We start from the raw sequence: 17254 nt of genomic DNA on the forward strand, positions 1-17254 counted from the left end.
TCCCCGAAGCCGGGTTTGGCGCAAGCGAAGCCTGAGGAGCGAAGACATGGCGAGGACCCTGGCACAGTTCAGCATCACCCCCGACAGCGACGGCGACTATACGCTGCATCTGGAGGACGACGACGGCGAGACGCTGGAGTTCACCGCCAGCTTCGAGCAGCTCGATCTGATCGTCGAGGCGATCGAGGAAGTGATCGACGGCGACGAGGAAGACGCGCGCACCGGCGATGACGACGACGATGCCGAGCCCGAGGACGACTGAGCCTCAATAGGCCCGGGCGACCGCGAACTCCACTGCCTCGATCATCGCATCCTTGGCCGCGCCCGCCGCGAAGCCGCCCAGCGCGTCGATCGCGCGCTGGCCGTAATGGCGGGCACGGGCCAGCGTGTCGTCGACCGAGCGGCTGGCCTGGACCAGCCGGATCGCCTCGGCGAAATCCTCGTCCGACGTGCGGTGGCCGGCGATCGCGTCCTTCCAGAAGGCGCGCGCCGCCGCGTCGCCCCGGGCATAGGCGAGGATGACCGGCAGGGTCATCTTGCCTTCGCGGAAATCGTCGCCCGCGTCCTTGCCCATCGTGCCCGCATCCGAGACATAGTCGATCGCGTCGTCCACCAGCTGGAAGGCGATGCCGAGATTGCGGCCATAGGCGTCGAGCGCCGCTTCCTCGGCCTCCGAACGCTCGGCCACCACCGCGGCGATCTTGCAGGCGGCGGCGAACAGGGCGGCGGTCTTGGCGCCGATGATGTCGAGATAGCGCTCCTCCGCCAGGTCGATCCGGCGGACGGCGGTGAGCTGGTTGACTTCGCCTTCGGCGATCACGGCCGAGGCGTTGCTCAGGATCTTGAGCACCTTGAGGCTGCCGTCCTCGACCATCAGCTCGAACGAGCGCGAGAAGAGGAAGTCGCCGACCAGCACGCTCGCCGGATTGCCCCAGATGATGTTGGCGGTGCGGCGGCCGCGGCGCAGGTCGGAGCCGTCGACCACGTCGTCGTGCAGCAGCGTCGCGGTGTGGATGAATTCCACCGCGGCGGCGAGCCGGTGGTGCCGCGTGCCCGAATAGCCGAGCAGCCTGGCGCTCGCCAGCGTGAGCATCGGGCGCATCCGCTTGCCGCCGCCGGCGATCAGATGGCCGGCCAGCTCCGGGATCAGCGGAATCTCGGACTGCATGCGATCGAGGATCACTGCGTTGACGAGGTTCATGTCCTGGGCGACCAGCGCCATCATCGGATCGAGCGAAGGGGCGGGGCCGCCGCCGAGGCGATGGATCGTGGCGCTCATGGGCAAAGCCTCTGGCGGGTGCGGCGCGCAAAGGCAAGGCTTGCGTGACCTTACGGCTATGCGCAAAAGGCCGGCCATGGCCGACGAGACTCTCAACCGCTATCGCCAGAGCATCGACAATATCGATGCCGCGCTCGTGTTCCTGCTCGCCGAGCGCTTCAAGGTGACGCAGGCGGTGGGGCGCTACAAGGCGGAGTCCGGCCTGCCGCCGGCCGATCCGGGCCGCGAGGAGCGCCAGATCGCCCGGCTGCGCGAGCTGGCCAAGACGGCGGACCTCGATCCGGAATTCTCCGAGAAGTTCCTGCGTTTCATCATCGACGAAGTGATCCGCCACCACGAGCAGCTGCGGGACGAGAAATGAGGCGGGCCGCCGCCCTCCTGCTGCCGGCGCTGGTGCTGGCAGGATGCGGCGGCAACGAGGTGCGCAAGCCCGCCGCCGCGCCCACGCCGACGCCCGGCGCGCGCCCGGAACCCGCGGCCGATCCCGCCGCGCGCCTCGCCGCCGCGGTGAAGGCGGCCTGGCCCGACGGCGTGAAGCAGGGGCCGATCACTTTCGACGACAACAAGCTGGTCGACACCGGCTTCGGCCCGGTGCTGGTCAGTCACGGCCATGTCCGCGATGCCGCGCATGCCGATGGCGGCACGATCGCCGTCCATTATCTCGATGCCGACGGTGCCGGATTCCGGGTGCGCCAGAGCTTCCCCAAGGCGGCCGAGAGCGGCAGCTTCGGCGACCTTGCCGAATGGTCGGTCAGCGACAAGTTCCTCGACCGGCCGGTAATCTATTTGGAGGGCGGCGGCACCTGGCAGGGCTATACCTGCAGTGTCACCACCCTGGTCGAGCTGCGCCCCGAAGGACCGGCGGAGATCGCGTCCTTCCCGTCCCTCTACGACGATGGCGGCGCGGTGGAGGACAAGCCCCAGTCGATCCGGGGCAGGATCGCCGATATCCGCAAGGGCCAGGGCTTCACCGTGAAATTCGAGGGAACCCGATCCTTCGCCGAACGATATTCCTGGCGCGGCGACCGGTATCAGCGCGAAGGCGGGGAAAGCCGGATACCGACCTGTTGAGGGGAAGAACGTGGCGGCGGACGATGATTTCCTGATCTTCCGCCCCGACGATGTCGACCTGACCCGCTCGCCCCTGCGGCGCGGCGTGGACGAGGCGACGCATGTGCTCGGTGCCTTCAACCCCGGCTTCGCGCGGTTGCCGGGCGGCAATATCCTGCTGATGGTCCGCGTGGCCGAGGCGCTGCGCGAGCCCGTGGACGGCACCCATGCCCGGGCGATCCGCTGGACGCCGGACGGCTATGTCCTCGATCGCCATCCGCTCGCCGGCATCGAGATGGACGATCCGCGCCAGTTCGCGCTGAAGGATCGCAACCCGCGCCTGCTCGGCCTCACGTCGCTCTCCTGGCTGCTGCCCGTCGAGCTGAGCCCCGACGCCGCCCGGGTGGTGAAGGTCCATTACGACAAGGCGATCCAGCCCTCCGCCAGCTTCATGGACTATGGGGTGGAGGATGCCCGGATCAGCCTGGTCGGCGGCCGCTGGTGGATGACCGTGTGCGGCGTCTCGGCGGAGCGCCACTGCACGGCCATGTACCATTCGGTGAACGGGCTCGATTACAAGCTGCTCGGGGTGGTGCTCGATCACCAGAACAAGGACATGGTCCTGTTCGAAGGCAAGCCGGGCGGGAAGTACCTGGCGCTCACCCGGCCGCTCGGCGAAGTCTATTTCGCCTATCCCGAGGACAGCCCCTGGCTGGGCGGCCCGTCGATCAACATGGCCCAGTCGCCCGACGGGCTGCACTGGAAGCCGCTCGACACGCCCGGCATCCGCGCGCGCAAGGGCACCAGCTCGACCCAGCGGATCGGCGGCGGCAGCCAGCCGGTGCTCACGCCCGCGGGCTGGATGCTGATCTATCACGGCGTCGAGACGCGCGGCGCGGTCGGCGTCTATCGCAGCTTCTGGGCGCTGCTCGACCGCGACGATCCTTCGCGGATCCTGCGGCTGGAAGACGAAACGCCGCTGCTCGAGGCGAATCCGGCGCTCACCGATCCGATCGCGCACCAGCTTTATCTGCCCAGCCCCGTGGTGTTCACCACCGGCATCGCCGATGGCGGCGACCATTACATCGTCGCCAGCGGCGAGGCCGATCTCGCCTGCCGGATCACCCGCATCGCGAAGGAGCGCTTCCGTTGATGGGCACGACCGCAAAATCCCCCTTCCGCTTGCGGGAGGGGTTAGGGGAGGGGCCGTCGATTATCAGCGTCGCTTCGCTCGAGGACACGCCCTCCCCCGACCCCTCCCGCAAGCGGAAGGGGAGCGCTGAAGGAGAGCGCATCCAATGACCGACAACCAATGGTGGAAATCGGCCGTCATCTATCAGGTCTATCCGCGCTCCTTCCAGGATTCGAACGGCGACGGCATCGGCGACCTGAAGGGCATCGAGCGGCGGCTCGACGATTTGCACGCGCTCGGCATCGATGCGATCTGGATCTCGCCGATCTTTCCCTCGCCGATGGCCGATTTCGGCTATGACGTCGCCGATTATTGCGACGTCGATCCGCGTTTCGGCACGCTCGACGATTTCGACGCGCTGCTGGCGGCGGCACATGAACGCGGCATCCGCGTGCTGCTCGACCTGGTGCCCAACCACAGCTCCAGCGCGCATCCCTGGTTCGAGGAGAGCCGCGCCTCCCGCGACAATCCGAAGCGCGACTGGTACATCTGGCGCGACCCCGGGCCCGGCGGCGCGCCGCCCAACAACTGGATCAGCGATTTCGGCGGCCCGGCCTGGGAATGGGACGCGGCGACCGGCCAATATTATTACCACGCCTTCCTGAAGGAGCAGCCGGACCTCAACTGGCGCAACCCGGCGGTGCGCGCCGCGATGATGGCGGTGCTGCGCTTCTGGTTCGCGCGCGGGATCGACGGGTTCCGGATCGACGTGCTGTGGCACATGGTCAAGCATGCCGACCTGCCCGACAATCCGGTGAACACCGCGTGGCGGCCGGGCGAGCCCGACTATACCCGGGTCCACCAGCTCCATTCGGCCGACCAGCCCGAAGTGCACGACATCGCCGCCGAGATGCGCGCGATCGCGGACGAATATGGCGCGCGCGTGCTGATCGGCGAGATCTATCTGCCGGTGCCCAGGCTCATGGGCTATTACGGGACCGTGGAGCGGCCGGGCGTGCACCTGCCCTTCAACTTCCAGCTGATCGGCGCGGAATGGAATGCGCGCGGCCTGGCGGCGATCATCGATGCCTATGAAGGCGCGCTGCCGGCGGGTGGGTGGCCCAATTGGGTGCTGGGCAACCACGATCGCCCGCGCATCGCCACCCGCGTCGGCGCGGCGCAGGCGCGCGTGGCCATGATGCTGCTCCTCACGCTGCGCGGCACCCCGACGCTCTATTATGGCGACGAGATCGGCATGGAGGACGTGGCGATCCCGCCCGACCTGATTCGGGACCCGCGCGAGCTCAACGATCCTGGCATCGGCCTGGGCCGCGATCCGGTGCGCACGCCGATGGCCTGGGACGCTTCGCCGAACGCCGGGTTCAGCGCGGCCGCGCCCTGGCTGCCGCTCCATCCCGACTGGCGCGTGCGCAACGTCGCTGCGCAGCGCGGCGATCCGGCATCGATGTGGCGGCTCACCCAGAAGCTGCTGGCCCTGCGCCATGCCCGTCCCGCGCTGGCGCTCGGCGACTATCGCCCCGTGGCGGCGCATGGCGATCTGCTCGCCTGGGAACGCCGGCTGGGGCACGACCGGCTGCTGGTGGTGCTCAATCTCGGCGACCGGCCCCAGGGCTTCGCCATTCCCGAATGGGCGGAGAAATTCACCGTGCTCGCCGCCGCGCGCGGGGGCACCGATCCCGCGCTCCTCTCCGCCAATGAAGGCTATGTCCTGGGATGAGGATCGCGATGCTCGCCCCGATCGCCTGGCGCACGCCGCCGCGCCATTATGGGCCATGGGAGCTGGTGACGAGCCTGCTCACCGAGGCGCTGGTCGCCCGCGGCATCGACGTGACGCTGTTCGCCACGCGGGATTCGATCACCGCCGCCAGGCTCGACGGCGTGGTGCCCGCCGGTTACGAGGAGGATCCCGGGATCGATGCGAAAGTTTGGGAATATGCCCATCTCGCGCATCTGTTCGAACGGGCGGACCGGTTCGACCTGATCCACAACCAGGCCGATTTCCCCGCCCATGCCTTTTCCCGGCTGGTCGCCACGCCGATGGTGACGACGATCCATGGCTTCTCCAGCCCGCGCATCCTGCCGATGTACAAGCCGTTCGAGGACCGGGTGCACTATGTCGCGATCAGCGCGGCCGACCGGCATCCGGCGCTCCGCTATGCCGCGACGATCCATCACGGCATCCGCCTGGACGAATTCCCGTTCGAGGCGGATGGCGGCGAGGACCTGCTGTTCTTCGGCCGCATGCATCCCGACAAGGGCGCAGCCGAGGCGATCCATGTGGCGCGCGCCACGGGGCGGCGGCTCAACCTTTTCGGCATCATCCAGGACCGGGGCTATTTCGACCGGGAGGTGGCGCCCTTTCTCGACGGGCATATCGTCTATCACGGGCCGGTGGGCGGGCCGGAGCGGCTGCGGGCGCTGGGCAAGGCGCAGGTGCTGCTCCACCTGATCAATTTCGACGAGCCCTTCGGCCTTTCGGTGATCGAGGCCATGGCCTGCGGCACCCCGGTGATCGCGATCGATCGGGGTTCGATGCCCGAGCTGATCGCCGACGGCGAAACCGGCGTGCTGGTCGATTCGGTTGGGGCCGCGATCACGGCACTCGGGCAGGTGGAGGCGATCGACCGCGCCGCCTGCCGCGCGCGGGTGGCGGCGCATTTCTCGGTCGAGGCGATGGCGGATCGCTATATCGAGCTGTACCGGCGGATCTTGGGCGGCGGTTGACGGTCAGGCCGCAAACGCCGGCTGATAGGCGTAGAGCCCCGGCGTGCCTCCGGTCATCACGAACAGCACGTCGCCGGTCAGGCGGCCCTCGGCCAGCCCCGCCAGCACGCCCGCGAACGCCTTGCCGCTATAGACCGGGTCGATCAGCAGCCCCTCCTGCCGCGCCATCAGCCGCACCGCCGCCAGCATCGCCTCGGTCGGGATGCCATAGGCCTTGCCGCGCTGCGAACCGTCGATCCGGATATCCTCGGCACGCAGCATGGCGCCGCCCAGCAGGCCGCGCGTCGCGTTGGCCAGCGCCAGCGTGTCCCGCTCGGCTTCCGCCAGCTCGGCGAGCACGGTGAAGGAAAGCACGCGCCGCGGATCCTCCATTCCCGCCGCGAGCCCGGCATGGGTGCCATGGCTGCCATTGGCGACGATGATCGTCTCGAACGAAAGCCCCCGCGCGACCTCCTGCGCCCGGATCTCCTCCGCGCAGGCGACATAGCCGAGCGCCCCCACCGGCGAGGATCCGCCCGCGCCGACGACATAGGCCTTGCGCCCCCCGGCCTGCAGCTCCGCCGCCCGGGCATGCGCCGCTGCCAGCGCATCGGCACCGCGCGGCAGGTGGTGCACCGTCGCCCCGAACAGCCCGTCGAGCAGCTGGTTGCCGTTGTGCCGATATGCCTCGTCCTCGCGCGGCACCGTGTCGGTCAGCATCAGCTCGGCGGCGAGGCCCATCCGCGCCGCCGCCGCCGCGCTCAGCCGCGCATGGTTGGATTGCCGCGCGCCTGTGGTGAGGAAGGTGTCGCAGCCCTGGTCGATCGCCGCGCCGAGCAGGAACTCGAGCTTGCGCAGCTTGTTGCCGCCGCCGCCCAGGCCCATCAGGTCATCGCGCTTCGCGAACAGGCGCGCGCCCTTCAGCCCCAGCGCCGCCTCGATGCGCTCCAGGCGCTGGATCGGGGTCGGTGCGTCGAACAGGGGGGTGCGGGGGAATGCGTCGAGGTTCATCGAAGGTGCCACCAGAGAATCGCGTTGAGGGTTCCTGCGCATCATAGCCATCCTCGCCCGCGCGGGAATGACGGAGACAGGTTCGAACCCTGCCTGGATTCTCAGCTAGAGCGCCGGCTTGCAGCCACGCGTCTGATAGACGCCGCGCAGGAAGCCGCGGCGCGCGAAGCCGGCATCGACCGCGGCATTGAGCTCGCGCTGCGCCGATGCCGCGCCGCTGACTTCGCGGACGATGCCGCGGAACGGCACGATCAGCCCGGCCACGGTGTCGCCGGTGACCTTGACCTTGCGGCTCTTCTTGCGATCGACCCCACCGATGAAATCGGGGCCCAGCGCTTCGCCGAGCTCGTCGAACGCGGCCGCGATGCGCGCGCACTTGGACAGGCCCGACAGGCTGTAGGGCGCGGCGGCCGCGCGCTGGAGCACCGGGGGAACCTTGGTCTTGACCACGCCGACATCCTTGGCGGGCTGCTCGGCGATCTCGCCCGCGCGATCGCCGGTCGATTGCGGCTTGTCCTGGGCGAAGGCCGGGCCGGCGGCGAACATCGCCACGGCCATGCCGATCCAAAGGCTCGATCGCATGCATTTCCTCCTGTTGCCCATCCTGTCGAACCGTTCGACGCGCGTATCGATCACAGGTTCCACCAGAGAAGGACGACGAGCAGCGCGATCAGCGCCAGGCCGCCCAGGAGGGCGAGGCAGGCGACCAGCTGGCCATATCGCCGGTCGAGCACCCAATATGCCGTATCGAGGCAGGTCTCGATCACAAGCTCGATCATTCTACTCCGCCGCCAACAGGCTCTCGGCCCCGCCGAGATCGACCGAGACCAGCCGGCTCACGCCGCGCTCGACCATGGTGACGCCGAACAGCCGGTGCATGCGGCTCATCGTTGCGGCATTGTGCGTGACGATCAGATAGCGGGTCGCGGTCTCCTCGGTCATTTTCTCGAGCAGGTCGCAGAAGCGATCGATATTGGCATCGTCGAGCGGCGCGTCGACTTCGTCGAGCACGCAGATCGGCGCGGGATTGGTGAGGAACAGGGCGAAGATCAGCGCGACGGCGGTCAGCGCCTGCTCGCCGCCGGAAAGCAGCGTGAGCGACTGGAGCTTCTTGCCCGGCGGCTGCGCCATGATCTCCAGGCCGGCTTCGAGCGGATCGTCCGAATCGATCAGCTCCAGATGCGCCTGGCCGCCGTTGAACAGCGTGGTGAACAGCCGGCGGAAATGCTGGTCGACCGCTTCGAAGGCGGAGAGCAGCCGCTGGCGCCCCTCGCGGTTGAGCGTGCCGATCGAGCCGCGCAGGCGGTGCACTGCCTGGGCCAGCTCGTCGCGCTCGGCGGCATTGGTGGTGAAGGCGGCCTCCAGCTCGGCCAGCTCCGTCTCGGCGACCAGGTTGACCGGCCCGATCCGCTCGCGCTCGGCATTCAGGCGCTCGTGCGCGGCCGATTCGTCCTCCGGCGTGCGGACGGTGGCTTCGTCGAACCCGGCCTTCTGGGGCAGCAGCGGTGGCGGGCATTCGAAGCGCTCGCCGGAGATGCGGCCCATCTCGATGCGGCGGGCCTCCTGGTTCTCCGCACGCGCCGCGGCGCCGGCGCGTTCCTCGCGCGCCTGGGCGAGGATCTCGTTGGCGCCGCGGACCGCGCCCTCGGTCTCGCGCACCGCCAGCTCCGCCTCGCGCTCGGCGGCCTGGGCGGCGGCGCTTTCGATGCGCGCCTTCTCGGTCGCGGCCTCGGCTTCGGCAAGCTGGGCGTCGAGCTGGGCGGGCCGCCCGGCAAGCGCCTCGCTCTCCTCGGCAAGCTGGACCGCGCGCTTGTCCATTTCGGTGGCGCGCCGCGCCGCCTCGCCCGCACGCGATTTCCAGCCCTTCGCCTCGGCACTCGCCGCGGCGTGGCGCTCGCGCGCGCTGCCGATCTCGCGCTCCAGCGTGCCGCGCTCGGCGCGGGCCGAAGCAGCGGCGGCGCGCTTGCCCTCGGCATCGGTGGAGAGCGCGGCGACGCGGGCACGCGTCTCGGTGCCGTCGGGCAGGGCGGCCTTGGTGGCCTCGGCGCGGGTCAGTTCGGCCGCCGCTTCGTCCTGTTCGGCGGCGATGCGGCGGATGCGGGCGTCGAGATCGGCGCGCTGCGAATCGAGCCGTTCGAGCTGCGCGGTGGCGCGGTCCTCGGCCCGGCCTGCCTCGCGCCCGGCATTCTCCGCATGGTCGAGCACGCGGCGGCAATCCGCGGCGGCGCGCCGGGCCTCGGCGATATTCTCCTCGATCCGGTGCAGTTCGGCATCGGCGCCCTCGACCGCGCGCACCGCCGCCGGCCGCGCCTTCTCGATGGCGGCCAGCCGGTTGACCCGCACCAGCCGCTCGGCCGCCGCCGCCCCGCCGGACCTGGCGACATAGCCGTCCCAGCGGCGCAGGATGCCGCCCAGCGTCACCAGCCGCTGGCCGACCGCGAGGGGCTGGCCGTCATCCGCTTCCGCCACCAGCACCTGGGCGAGGCGGCGCGACAGCCCGGCCGGCGCCCGGACATGCGCGCCCAGCGGCGACGTGCCCGGCGGCGCGGCCGGATCGCCGGGCTGCGGCGCGGCGCCGGCCCAATAGCGTTCGGCGCCGGTATCGAGCCCGGCCTCGAGATCGTCGCCCAGCGCCGCGGCGAGCGCGCGTTCATAGCCGACATCGACCTTCAGCTTGTCGAGCAGCCGGTCCTTGTCCGAAGGCCGGGTCGCCTTGGCCAGCGCGGCCGCCTCGCTGTCGAGCTGGGCGAGCTCGGCATGGGCAGTGGCGCGTGCCGCCTGGGCATGGTTGCGCGCCTCGATCGCGGCGCGTTCCTCGGCATCGGCGCGGGCCAGGCCGGTGCGGGCGCTCTCGGCCTGGCGGAGCGCCTGGGCCCGGGCCTCGGCGGCGCGGGCCTTTTCCGCCTGCAGCGGCTCGGGATCGGGCAGGGCCCGCAGCTCGGCATCGATCCGCGCCCGATCGCGTTCGGCGCGTTCGGCCCGGGTGCGCGCCGCCGCCAGCGCGGCTTCGGCGACGCGGGCCTCGGCGGCTTCGCTGGCCTGTGCGGCCAGCGCCTGGGCAAGCGCCACCTCGGCATCGCGCGCGGCCCGTTCCGCCTCGGCCAGCGCGGCATCGAGATTGGGCATGCGCGCGGTCGTCTCGGCGATGCGCGTGTCGAGCGCCTTCCCCTCTTCCTCCAGCCGGGCCAGCGCCTCGGCCGCGTCGCGGGCGAGCGCGCCTTCGCGGCCGCGATCCTCGTCCAGCCGGCGCACCGAATCCTGCACCTCCGCGATCCGCCGCTCGACCGCGGCCTTGTCCGCGCGCAGCGTGGCGAGGCCGTGCATCGCCTCGCTCGCCCGGTCGCGCACCGCCAGCGCCTCGGCGCGCAGCGTGGCGAGCTTCTCCGCCGCCGCCTGCTGCACCGCCACCGCCGAATCATGCGCGCGGGTCCGTTCGGCGACCAGCGCCTCGGCGGCGGCCGCTTCCCGTTTGGCCGCATCCGCTGCCGCCGCCGCATCGCGCCAGCGCGCGAAGATCATCCGTGCCTCGGCGACGCGGATCCGGTCCGAGAGCTCGCGATAGCGCTCGGCCTGGCGCGCCTGGCGCTTGAGCTGGGCGGCGCGCGTCTCCTGGTCGCCGATCACTTCGTCGAGCCGGGCGAGATTGGCCTCGGTCGCGCGCAGGCGCTGCTCGGCATCCTTGCGGCGGACGTGCAGGCCGGCGATGCCCGCCGCCTCTTCCAGCATCGCGCGGCGCTCGCCCGGCTTGGCCTGGATGATCGCGCCGATCCGCCCCTGGCTGACCAGCGCGGGCGAATGCGCGCCCGTCGCCGAATCGGCGAAGAGCAGGGCGACGTCCTTGGCGCGGACGTCGCGGCCGTTGATCCGATAGGCGGAGCCGGCGCCGCGCTCGATGCGGCGGACGACTTCCATCTCGTCGTCCTCGCCCACCTGGTCGGCGAGGACGGAGACTTCGGCGAAGTCGCGCGACGGGCGAGTCGCGGTGCCGGCGAAGATCACGTCCTCCATGCCGGCGCCGCGCATCGACTTGGCGCTGGTCTCGCCCATCACCCAGCGCAGCGCTTCGAGCAGGTTGGATTTGCCGCAGCCATTGGGGCCGACGATCCCCGTCAGCCCCGGCTCGATGCGGAGGTCAGCCGGGTCGACGAAGCTCTTGAAGCCCGTCAGCCGCAGCCGCTTGATCTGCACGCTCGCCTACCCCCGCAGCGTCATGGGGATCAGCGCGCCCCCGCCGCCTTGAGCAGCGGCTCGAGCTGTTCCCACGAGCCGGCATCGACCTTCTTGCCGTTGATGAAGAAGCTCGGCGTGCCGTTCACGCCGTACACGGTGGCCGCATCCGCGTTCACCTTGGCGATCTCGTCGATCTTCTTCTGGTCGCCCAGGCACTGGCGCGCCTTGGCCTCGGGCACGCCGCGCTGCTTCATGAAGTCGATCATGCCGAGCTGCTCGGCAAAGCCCACCGCGGCCTGGGGCGGCGGCAGCTGCTGGAGCTGCTGGGCGAGCTGCGGGTTGGTCTTCACCAGCTGCTCGGTGCGGGTGAGGAAGCTGTCCTGGTTCTCGAAGAACTGGTCGAGCATGCTGAAGAAGGATTCGTCGGGCACGCACTGGTTGAGCAGCGCGGCGGCGAGGTCGGGCGCGCCGTGGATCAGGAAGTCGCGGAATTCCCAGCTGACCTTGCCGGTCGAGATATAGTTCTTGCGCAGCGGCTCGGGCGCGGTGCGGCCGAACAGCCCGCAATAGGGGCAGTTGCGCGAGCCATATTCCACCAGCTTGATCGGCGCGTTCGGGTTGCCCTGGATATAGCCGCCGTCCTTGGTCTTGCCGATCGTGTCGACCCAGGCCTTGCCGGCGGGCGCGGTGACGGCGGCGATCGGCGTCGAGGACGTAGCCGGTGCCGAGCTGTTGCCCGTGCCGCCGCCGCCGCAGGAAGCGAGCGCGAACAGCGCGGGAATCAGGGCCAGGGCCAATTTGATACGCATAGGTCTGCTTTCTCCAGAAATCGCGATGTCAGGCGCCGTTCGCCCACAGCTCGGGCAGCAATCGTTCCCAGCTATAGGCACTTACCTTGCGCCCGTTGACGATGAAAGTGGGCGTGGCCCGCACCTGGTGGACCTTCACCGCGTCGGCATTGGTCTGGGCGATGCGTTCGATCCGCTTGGGATCGGCGAGGCACTGGCGCGCCTTCGCCTCGGGCAGGCCCTGGGTCTTCATGAAGGCGATCAGGCCCAGCGCCTCGGCCAGGCGCGTCGCCATCTGGGGCGGCGGCAGCTTCTGCCAGGCCTCGACCTGCTGGGGCTGGCTCTTGAGCAGCGCGGCGAGCTTGTCCTCGAACTGGCGCTGATTGGCGTAGATCGCATCGAGCACCGGGAAGAAGCGTGCGGGCGCGACGCATTGGTTGAGCAGCGCCATGGCGAGATCGGGCGCGCCATGGATCAGGAAGTCGCGATATTCGTAGCTGACCTTGCCGCTCGCGATGAAGTCGCGGCGCAGCGGCGGCACCCCCTCGGCGGCGAATCGCCCGCAGGTGGGGCACCCGCGCGAGCCATATTCGACCAGCTTCACCGGCGCATCGGGATTGCCCTGGCGAAAGCCGCCCTGCGGCGTGATGGCGACGGTGGCGACCCAGTCCGGCGCCGCGGCCGGCTTTGCCGCGGGTTTCCGGGCCTGCTGCGCCGATGCGCCGCCCGCCAGCGCCAGCGCCAGCGCGCCGGCGATCAGGAGCCGGGCCCGCATCAGTCGATCCGGCCGATCTTGGGGCGCTCGTCGCTCGCCGCCACGCCGGCGGCCAGCGCCTCGAGCACGGCCTTCAGCTCGGGGTCGCCGATGCCGCGCAGGCTCTCGCCCATCGCTTCGCTCAGCGGCTTCAGGCTGGGCGGCGGCGCCGCCTTTTCCGGCCGCTTCACTTCGCCGTGGCGCATCGCGAGCCGGGCCACCGCCGCATAGCCGAAGAAGCGGTTCACCCGCTCGACGATCTCGGGCGCGATGTGCTGCATCGTCGGGGCATGCGCGCCCGCGACGACGAGGTGGAGCACGCCCTGCTCGCGCTTGCCCTGGGGGAAGCGGATCGATTCGGGCATCGAGACGCGCGCATAGCGCTCGCCGACGATCTCCACCCAGCGGCTGACGATCGAATGCTGGACGAAGCCGAACTTGCGGAAGGTCGCGCGGCCGACATCGGGCAGCAGCTCGGATACCGGGCGGGCGCGGAGCGCGCGCTGCGGCGCGGGGGCCGGCTGGCGGGTGGTGGCGCGGGGGGGCTTCGTCATTTCCGCCAACCCATGCCATAGGGGCATGTGCCCGACAACGCCCCTCGCGCAATCGCCTCCGCGCTGCTCCACTGGTACGACCGCAATGCCCGCGACCTGCCCTGGCGCGCGCGGCCCGGCGCCAATGCGCCCGATCCCTATCGCGTCTGGCTGTCGGAAGTGATGCTGCAGCAGACCCAGGTCGCCAGCGTCATCCCCTATTTCGACAAGTTCACCGCGCGCTGGCCGAGCGTAGAAGCGCTGGCCGCGGCCGAGGACGCCGATCTGATGGCCGCCTGGGCGGGGCTCGGCTATTATGCGCGGGCCCGCAACCTGCTCGCCTGCGCCCGCGAAGTGGCGCGACGCGGCGGCTTCCCCGACAGCGAATCGGGCCTGCGCGAACTGCCCGGGGTGGGCGGCTACACCGCGGCGGCGATCGCGGCGATCGCGTTCGGCCGGCGCGCGGTGGTGGTCGACGCCAATGTCGAGCGCGTCGTGGCGCGGCTGTTCGCGGTGGAGGAGGTGCTGCCCGGTGCCAGGGCCAGGATCTATGCGCTCACCGATTCGGTCACGCCCGATCTGCGTTCGGGCGATTTCGCCCAGGCGATGATGGACCTGGGCAGCGGGATCTGCACCGCCCGCTCTCCGCGCTGCCTGCTTTGTCCCCTGCGCGAGCATTGCGCCGGATTCGCGCGCGGGGCGCCCGAGCGTTTCCCGGTCAAGCCCGCCAAGCCGGCCAAGCCCCGGCGCCACGGCACGATGTTCTGGCTCGAGCGGGAGGGGCAGGTGCTGCTCGTCCGCCGCCCGGGCAAGGGGCTGCTCGGCGGCATGCGCGCATTGCCGACCGGGCCCTGGGCCGATTCGCCGCCGGGCCTGGACGGCGCGCCGGCTCCGGCCGCATGGCGCCTGCTCGACGAGCGGGTCGGCCATGGCTTCACCCATTTCAACCTCGACGTCGGACTTGCGGCTGCAACGATCCCGTCGCATGCAGGCGCCGCCGTCGCCGGCGAATGGTGGCCGATCGCCGATCTGGAATCGGCCGGATTGCCCACCGTCTTCGCCAAGGCGGCACGGACATTCAGGAGGCGGCTATGCGCGGATTGATCGGTTTCGGCTTTGGCTTGGCAGTGCTGGCGTCGCCGGCTTTCGCGCAGACCGCGCCCAAGCCGCCCGCCGTGCCCAATGTCGCGGCCGAGACCGCGCTCGCCAAGCGCTACGTCGCCGAAGGCAAGGTGCCCGGCATCGTCATCCTCGCCGGCCGTCCGGACGGCACGGTCACCGTGGTCAGCGAAGGCCGGGTCGCCGACGAGGCGACGGCACACACAGCGGATCGCGACAGCCTGTGGCGGGTCTATTCGATGACCAAGCCGATCACCGGCATCGCCGCGATGATCCTGATCGAGGAAGGCAAGCTCAAGCTGGACCAGCCGATCAGCGACTTCATCCCGGCGTTCAAGAACATGAAGGTGCTGGTCGATCCGGCCAAGGACCTGACCAGCCGCCCGGCGACCAGGCCGATCACGGTGCGCAACCTGCTCACCCACACCGCCGGCCTGGGCTATAACATCATCACCAAGGGGCCGCTGCTCGACGAGTACAACAAGCTCGGCATCAACCCGGCCCAGGTGAACGCGCAGATGGAAGTCCAGATGGCGGCGCTCCGCCCGGGCAGCCTCGAGGAATTCGCCAACCGCACCGCCTCGCTGCCGCTGATCGCCGAGCCCGGCGCCAAGTGGAGCTATTCGATCAGCCTCGACATCCTCGGCCGGGTGATCGAGGTCGCCAGCGGCATGCCGTTCGATCAGTTCGTCAACACGCGCATCTTCAAGCCGCTCAAGATGGAGCAGAGCTACTGGACGGTGCCGGCGGACAAGGTGGGCAATTTCGCCAGCAACTATGTCTTCATGGGCACCACCCGCGTGCCCGCCGATCCGGCGGCGACGTCGATCTATCTGAAGAAGCCCGAATTCCCCTATGGCGGCGCCGGCCTGGTCATGTCCGCCCGCAATTATGACCGCTTCCTCCACATGCTGCTGAACCGCGGCGAGCTGGACGGCGCCCGTATCCTCAAGCCCGAGACGGTGGCCGTCGCCATGTCGAACCTGCTTCCGGCGGGCGCCGACACGTCGATCCTCAACGAGACCGCGAAGGACACCGGCGCCCAGATGGGCTTCGGCGCCGGCGGCTCGGTCTATCTCGGCGACGTCCCGGGCGGCCCGGGCAAGGGCACGTTCGGCTGGGGCGGCGCTGCCGGCACGATCGCCTGGGTGGATCCGGTGCACAAGGTGCGCGGCGTGGGGATGATCAACCTGTTCGGCGATACGCCGCTGAAGCGCGAAGTCTCCAAGGCGATCTACGCCGATCTCGCCAAGTGACGCGCGCGCCCGGCTTCACCGGCGGCACGCTCGATCGTGCCGATCGGGTTCGCCACGAGCCGGAACTGCTCGCCGCCGCGCTGGCGGATCCGGGCGCGCGCCTGCTGGTGCTCGACGGGCTCGATCCGGTGCTCGACGAGGAGGGGCGGCTGACCTGGACGGACCTGGCGGAGGCGCCGGGCGCGCTGCTGTTCCTCGGCCATGACCAGGGCGTGCCCCGTTTCGTCTCGGCGCTGCCCGACGGGATGCCGGTGCCGATGGGCCGTTCGCCGGCGATGTTTGCGCTGCTCGATCGCTTCGCCGCGCCCGATGCCGCCAACTATGCCTCGGCGCGGGGACTCGTCTTCTGGCATGGCCGCAACCGCTTCTGCGCCAATTGCGGCGCATCCACCCGCATCACCCATGCCGGCTGGGCGCGGCACTGCCCCGCATGCGGCGCCGAGCATTTCCCGCGCGTCGAGCCGGTGGTGATCATGCTCGCCGAGCATGGCGACCGCGCGCTGCTCGGCCGCCAGCCGAGCTGGCCGCCGGGCCGCTATTCGGCGCTGGCCGGCTTCCTGGAAGTGGGCGAGGCGATCGAGGAAGCGGTGCGCCGCGAGACGTTCGAGGAAGCGGGGATCCGGCTGGGCGCGGTCCGCTATGTCGCCAGCCAGCCCTGGCCCTTCCCGGCATCGCTGATGGTCGCCTGTATCGGCGAGGCGCTGAACGACGACATCCGCGTCGATGCGAACGAGCTCGAGGATGCCCGCTGGTTCACCCGCGCGGAAGCGGCGCTGGTGCTGGCCCGCGACCCTGCCGCGCCGTTCCTGGGCCCGCCGCCCTATGCGATCGCCCATACGCTGCTGACGGCCTGGGTGGAGGGGGGCTAGTATCCCCCTCTTCCCCCTCCCTTGCAGGGAGGGGAGTTTCGGCGGCGCGCCTCAATCCTCCTCCACCGGCCGGGTCGCCCAGCTCGCGTGCAGGGTCGGCACGGTGAGGTAGAGCACGAACAGCATATAGGCGAAATAGGCGAGCTGCCCCATCAGCGCCTCGCGGCTCCAATGGTCGAGCAGCGCCAGGCCGAGCATCAGCCAGATGCCGAGGAAGGTCGCGAAGCTCACCGTCGCGAAGCCGACCAGGAAGGCGCGCTGGCGCAGCTGCCGGTCGAACTCGTCGACCAGCCTGGGGCCGCCCCAGGGCTTGATCGGCCCGAAGATCGGCAGGAACGTGCCCAGCACGAATCCCGCCGTGATCAGGGCATAGCCCGGATGCATCCCTTCGGGCCGCGCCAACCCCCAGGCCCAGCCGCCCACGGCCAGAACGAGCGCGAGGATGGGGATCCAGCGCAGGTGCCGCCGGCGCACCTCGGCCCTGGCGAGGGCGGGGATGCCGGTGCGGTCGGCGGCGGCGTCGAGCCGGGAGAACAGGCGCTGGTTGAAACGGGACATGTCGGCCTCCG

At 70.3% G+C, this 17254-nt stretch carries 18 protein-coding genes; 9 read left to right on the forward strand and 9 right to left on the reverse strand.

Going from position 1 to position 17254, the window contains the following annotated elements:
• Positions 1-46 precede the first annotated feature (46 nt).
• On the forward strand, positions 47-262 hold the full coding sequence (locus CAP40_RS03875; RefSeq protein ID WP_086128002.1) for a hypothetical protein: 216 nt from the start codon (positions 47-49) through the stop codon (positions 260-262).
• Positions 263-265: 3 nt separating this feature from the next.
• Here CAP40_RS03875 and CAP40_RS03880 read toward each other — a convergent pair whose 3' ends face one another.
• Positions 266-1279: a polyprenyl synthetase family protein gene (locus tag CAP40_RS03880; RefSeq protein ID WP_086128003.1), complete on the reverse strand. Its 1014-nt coding sequence runs from the start codon at positions 1277-1279 to the stop codon at positions 266-268.
• 76 nt (positions 1280-1355) lie between these two features.
• Between CAP40_RS03880 and CAP40_RS03885 the strand changes: the two genes are divergently transcribed.
• The 5 genes from CAP40_RS03885 (at position 1356) to CAP40_RS03905 (ending at position 6206) form a co-directional block, all read left to right on the forward strand.
• Positions 1356-1640: a chorismate mutase gene (locus CAP40_RS03885; RefSeq protein WP_086128004.1), complete on the forward strand. Its 285-nt coding sequence runs from the start codon at positions 1356-1358 to the stop codon at positions 1638-1640.
• Positions 1637-2350 carry a hypothetical protein gene (locus CAP40_RS03890; RefSeq protein ID WP_086128005.1) on the forward strand — a complete coding sequence of 238 codons (714 nt, stop codon included), beginning with the start codon at positions 1637-1639 and terminating at the stop codon, positions 2348-2350. The genes CAP40_RS03885 and CAP40_RS03890 overlap by 4 nt, the downstream gene beginning before the upstream one ends.
• A gap of 10 nt (positions 2351-2360) precedes the next feature.
• Positions 2361-3482 (forward strand): glycosidase, encoded by a 1122-nt coding sequence (locus CAP40_RS03895; protein WP_086128006.1) that lies wholly within the window; start codon positions 2361-2363, stop codon positions 3480-3482.
• A 145-nt stretch (positions 3483-3627) separates the two neighbouring features.
• Positions 3628-5199: an alpha-amylase family glycosyl hydrolase gene (locus CAP40_RS03900; RefSeq protein ID WP_086128007.1), complete on the forward strand. Its 1572-nt coding sequence runs from the start codon at positions 3628-3630 to the stop codon at positions 5197-5199.
• Positions 5196-6206, forward strand: a complete 1011-nt coding sequence (locus tag CAP40_RS03905) for a glycosyltransferase family 4 protein (protein ID WP_086128008.1) — start codon at positions 5196-5198, stop codon at positions 6204-6206. The genes CAP40_RS03900 and CAP40_RS03905 overlap by 4 nt, the downstream gene beginning before the upstream one ends.
• Before the next feature lie 3 nt (positions 6207-6209).
• Here CAP40_RS03905 and CAP40_RS03910 read toward each other — a convergent pair whose 3' ends face one another.
• The 7 genes from CAP40_RS03910 to CAP40_RS03935 form a co-directional block, all read right to left on the reverse strand.
• A complete protein-coding gene (locus CAP40_RS03910; RefSeq protein WP_086128009.1) occupies positions 6210-7196 on the reverse strand; it encodes a D-cysteine desulfhydrase family protein in 987 nt (328 codons plus the stop codon).
• Between the two features lie 105 nt (positions 7197-7301).
• On the reverse strand, positions 7302-7778 hold the full coding sequence (locus CAP40_RS03915) for a hypothetical protein (RefSeq protein ID WP_086128446.1): 477 nt from the start codon (positions 7776-7778) through the stop codon (positions 7302-7304).
• A 50-nt stretch (positions 7779-7828) separates the two neighbouring features.
• Positions 7829-7975, reverse strand: a complete 147-nt coding sequence (locus CAP40_RS20350) for a hypothetical protein (protein WP_179187889.1) — start codon at positions 7973-7975, stop codon at positions 7829-7831.
• A gap of 1 nt (position 7976) precedes the next feature.
• Entirely contained in the window at positions 7977-11384 is a 3408-nt protein-coding gene (locus CAP40_RS03920) for a chromosome segregation SMC family protein (protein ID WP_086128010.1), read from the reverse strand.
• 29 nt (positions 11385-11413) lie between these two features.
• Positions 11414-12175, reverse strand: a complete 762-nt coding sequence (locus tag CAP40_RS03925) for a thioredoxin domain-containing protein (RefSeq protein ID WP_086128011.1) — start codon at positions 12173-12175, stop codon at positions 11414-11416.
• Positions 12176-12203: 28 nt separating this feature from the next.
• On the reverse strand, positions 12204-12929 hold the full coding sequence (locus tag CAP40_RS03930) for a thioredoxin domain-containing protein (protein ID WP_086128012.1): 726 nt from the start codon (positions 12927-12929) through the stop codon (positions 12204-12206).
• On the reverse strand, positions 12929-13462 hold the full coding sequence (locus CAP40_RS03935; RefSeq protein WP_086128013.1) for a DUF721 domain-containing protein: 534 nt from the start codon (positions 13460-13462) through the stop codon (positions 12929-12931). Before CAP40_RS03935 ends, CAP40_RS03930 begins: the two co-directional genes overlap by 1 nt.
• Positions 13463-13489: 27 nt before the next feature.
• Between CAP40_RS03935 and CAP40_RS03940 the strand changes: the two genes are divergently transcribed.
• From CAP40_RS03940 to nudC, 3 genes are read left to right on the forward strand one after another with little or no spacing between them, the layout of a single operon-like run.
• Complete coding sequence (locus CAP40_RS03940) at positions 13490-14545, forward strand: A/G-specific adenine glycosylase (protein ID WP_086128014.1); 1056 nt, start codon at positions 13490-13492, stop codon at positions 14543-14545.
• Positions 14533-15816, forward strand: coding sequence for a serine hydrolase (locus CAP40_RS03945; RefSeq protein WP_086128015.1), 1284 nt, complete (start codon positions 14533-14535; stop codon positions 15814-15816). The genes CAP40_RS03940 and CAP40_RS03945 overlap by 13 nt, the downstream gene beginning before the upstream one ends.
• Positions 15813-16685, forward strand: coding sequence for an NAD(+) diphosphatase (gene nudC, locus CAP40_RS03950; RefSeq protein ID WP_086128016.1), 873 nt, complete (start codon positions 15813-15815; stop codon positions 16683-16685). Before CAP40_RS03945 ends, nudC begins: the two co-directional genes overlap by 4 nt.
• Positions 16686-16736: 51 nt before the next feature.
• Here nudC and CAP40_RS03955 read toward each other — a convergent pair whose 3' ends face one another.
• On the reverse strand, positions 16737-17243 hold the full coding sequence (locus CAP40_RS03955; protein WP_144034215.1) for a hypothetical protein: 507 nt from the start codon (positions 17241-17243) through the stop codon (positions 16737-16739).
• Positions 17244-17254 lie beyond the last annotated feature (11 nt).

It is taken from the genome of Sphingomonas sp. IBVSS2, assembly GCF_002127225.1.
In the GTDB taxonomy this organism is placed as follows: domain Bacteria; phylum Pseudomonadota; class Alphaproteobacteria; order Sphingomonadales; family Sphingomonadaceae; genus Sphingomonas.

Excerpts from the sequence above, each read along its gene's own strand:
- CAP40_RS03930 (WP_086128012.1), bottom strand. The coding sequence starts at position 12,929 with ATGCGGGCCCGGCTCCTGATCGCCGGCGCGCTGGCGCTGGCGCTGGCG.
- CAP40_RS03880 (WP_086128003.1), bottom strand. The coding sequence starts at position 1,279 with ATGAGCGCCACGATCCATCGCCTCGGCGGCGGCCCCGCCCCTTCGCTC.
- CAP40_RS03955 (WP_144034215.1), bottom strand. The coding sequence starts at position 17,243 with ATGTCCCGTTTCAACCAGCGCCTGTTCTCCCGGCTCGACGCCGCCGCC.
- CAP40_RS03900 (WP_086128007.1), top strand. The coding sequence starts at position 3,628 with ATGACCGACAACCAATGGTGGAAATCGGCCGTCATCTATCAGGTCTAT.
- CAP40_RS03890 (WP_086128005.1), top strand. The coding sequence starts at position 1,637 with ATGAGGCGGGCCGCCGCCCTCCTGCTGCCGGCGCTGGTGCTGGCAGGA.
- CAP40_RS20350 (WP_179187889.1), bottom strand. The coding sequence starts at position 7,975 with ATGATCGAGCTTGTGATCGAGACCTGCCTCGATACGGCATATTGGGTG.
- CAP40_RS03925 (WP_086128011.1), bottom strand. The coding sequence starts at position 12,175 with ATGCGTATCAAATTGGCCCTGGCCCTGATTCCCGCGCTGTTCGCGCTC.
- CAP40_RS03945 (WP_086128015.1), top strand. The coding sequence starts at position 14,533 with ATGCGCGGATTGATCGGTTTCGGCTTTGGCTTGGCAGTGCTGGCGTCG.
- CAP40_RS03875 (WP_086128002.1), top strand. The coding sequence starts at position 47 with ATGGCGAGGACCCTGGCACAGTTCAGCATCACCCCCGACAGCGACGGC.
- CAP40_RS03885 (WP_086128004.1), top strand. The coding sequence starts at position 1,356 with ATGGCCGACGAGACTCTCAACCGCTATCGCCAGAGCATCGACAATATC.
- CAP40_RS03935 (WP_086128013.1), bottom strand. The coding sequence starts at position 13,462 with ATGACGAAGCCCCCCCGCGCCACCACCCGCCAGCCGGCCCCCGCGCCG.
- CAP40_RS03915 (WP_086128446.1), bottom strand. The coding sequence starts at position 7,778 with ATGCGATCGAGCCTTTGGATCGGCATGGCCGTGGCGATGTTCGCCGCC.
- CAP40_RS03905 (WP_086128008.1), top strand. The coding sequence starts at position 5,196 with ATGAGGATCGCGATGCTCGCCCCGATCGCCTGGCGCACGCCGCCGCGC.
- CAP40_RS03910 (WP_086128009.1), bottom strand. The coding sequence starts at position 7,196 with ATGAACCTCGACGCATTCCCCCGCACCCCCCTGTTCGACGCACCGACC.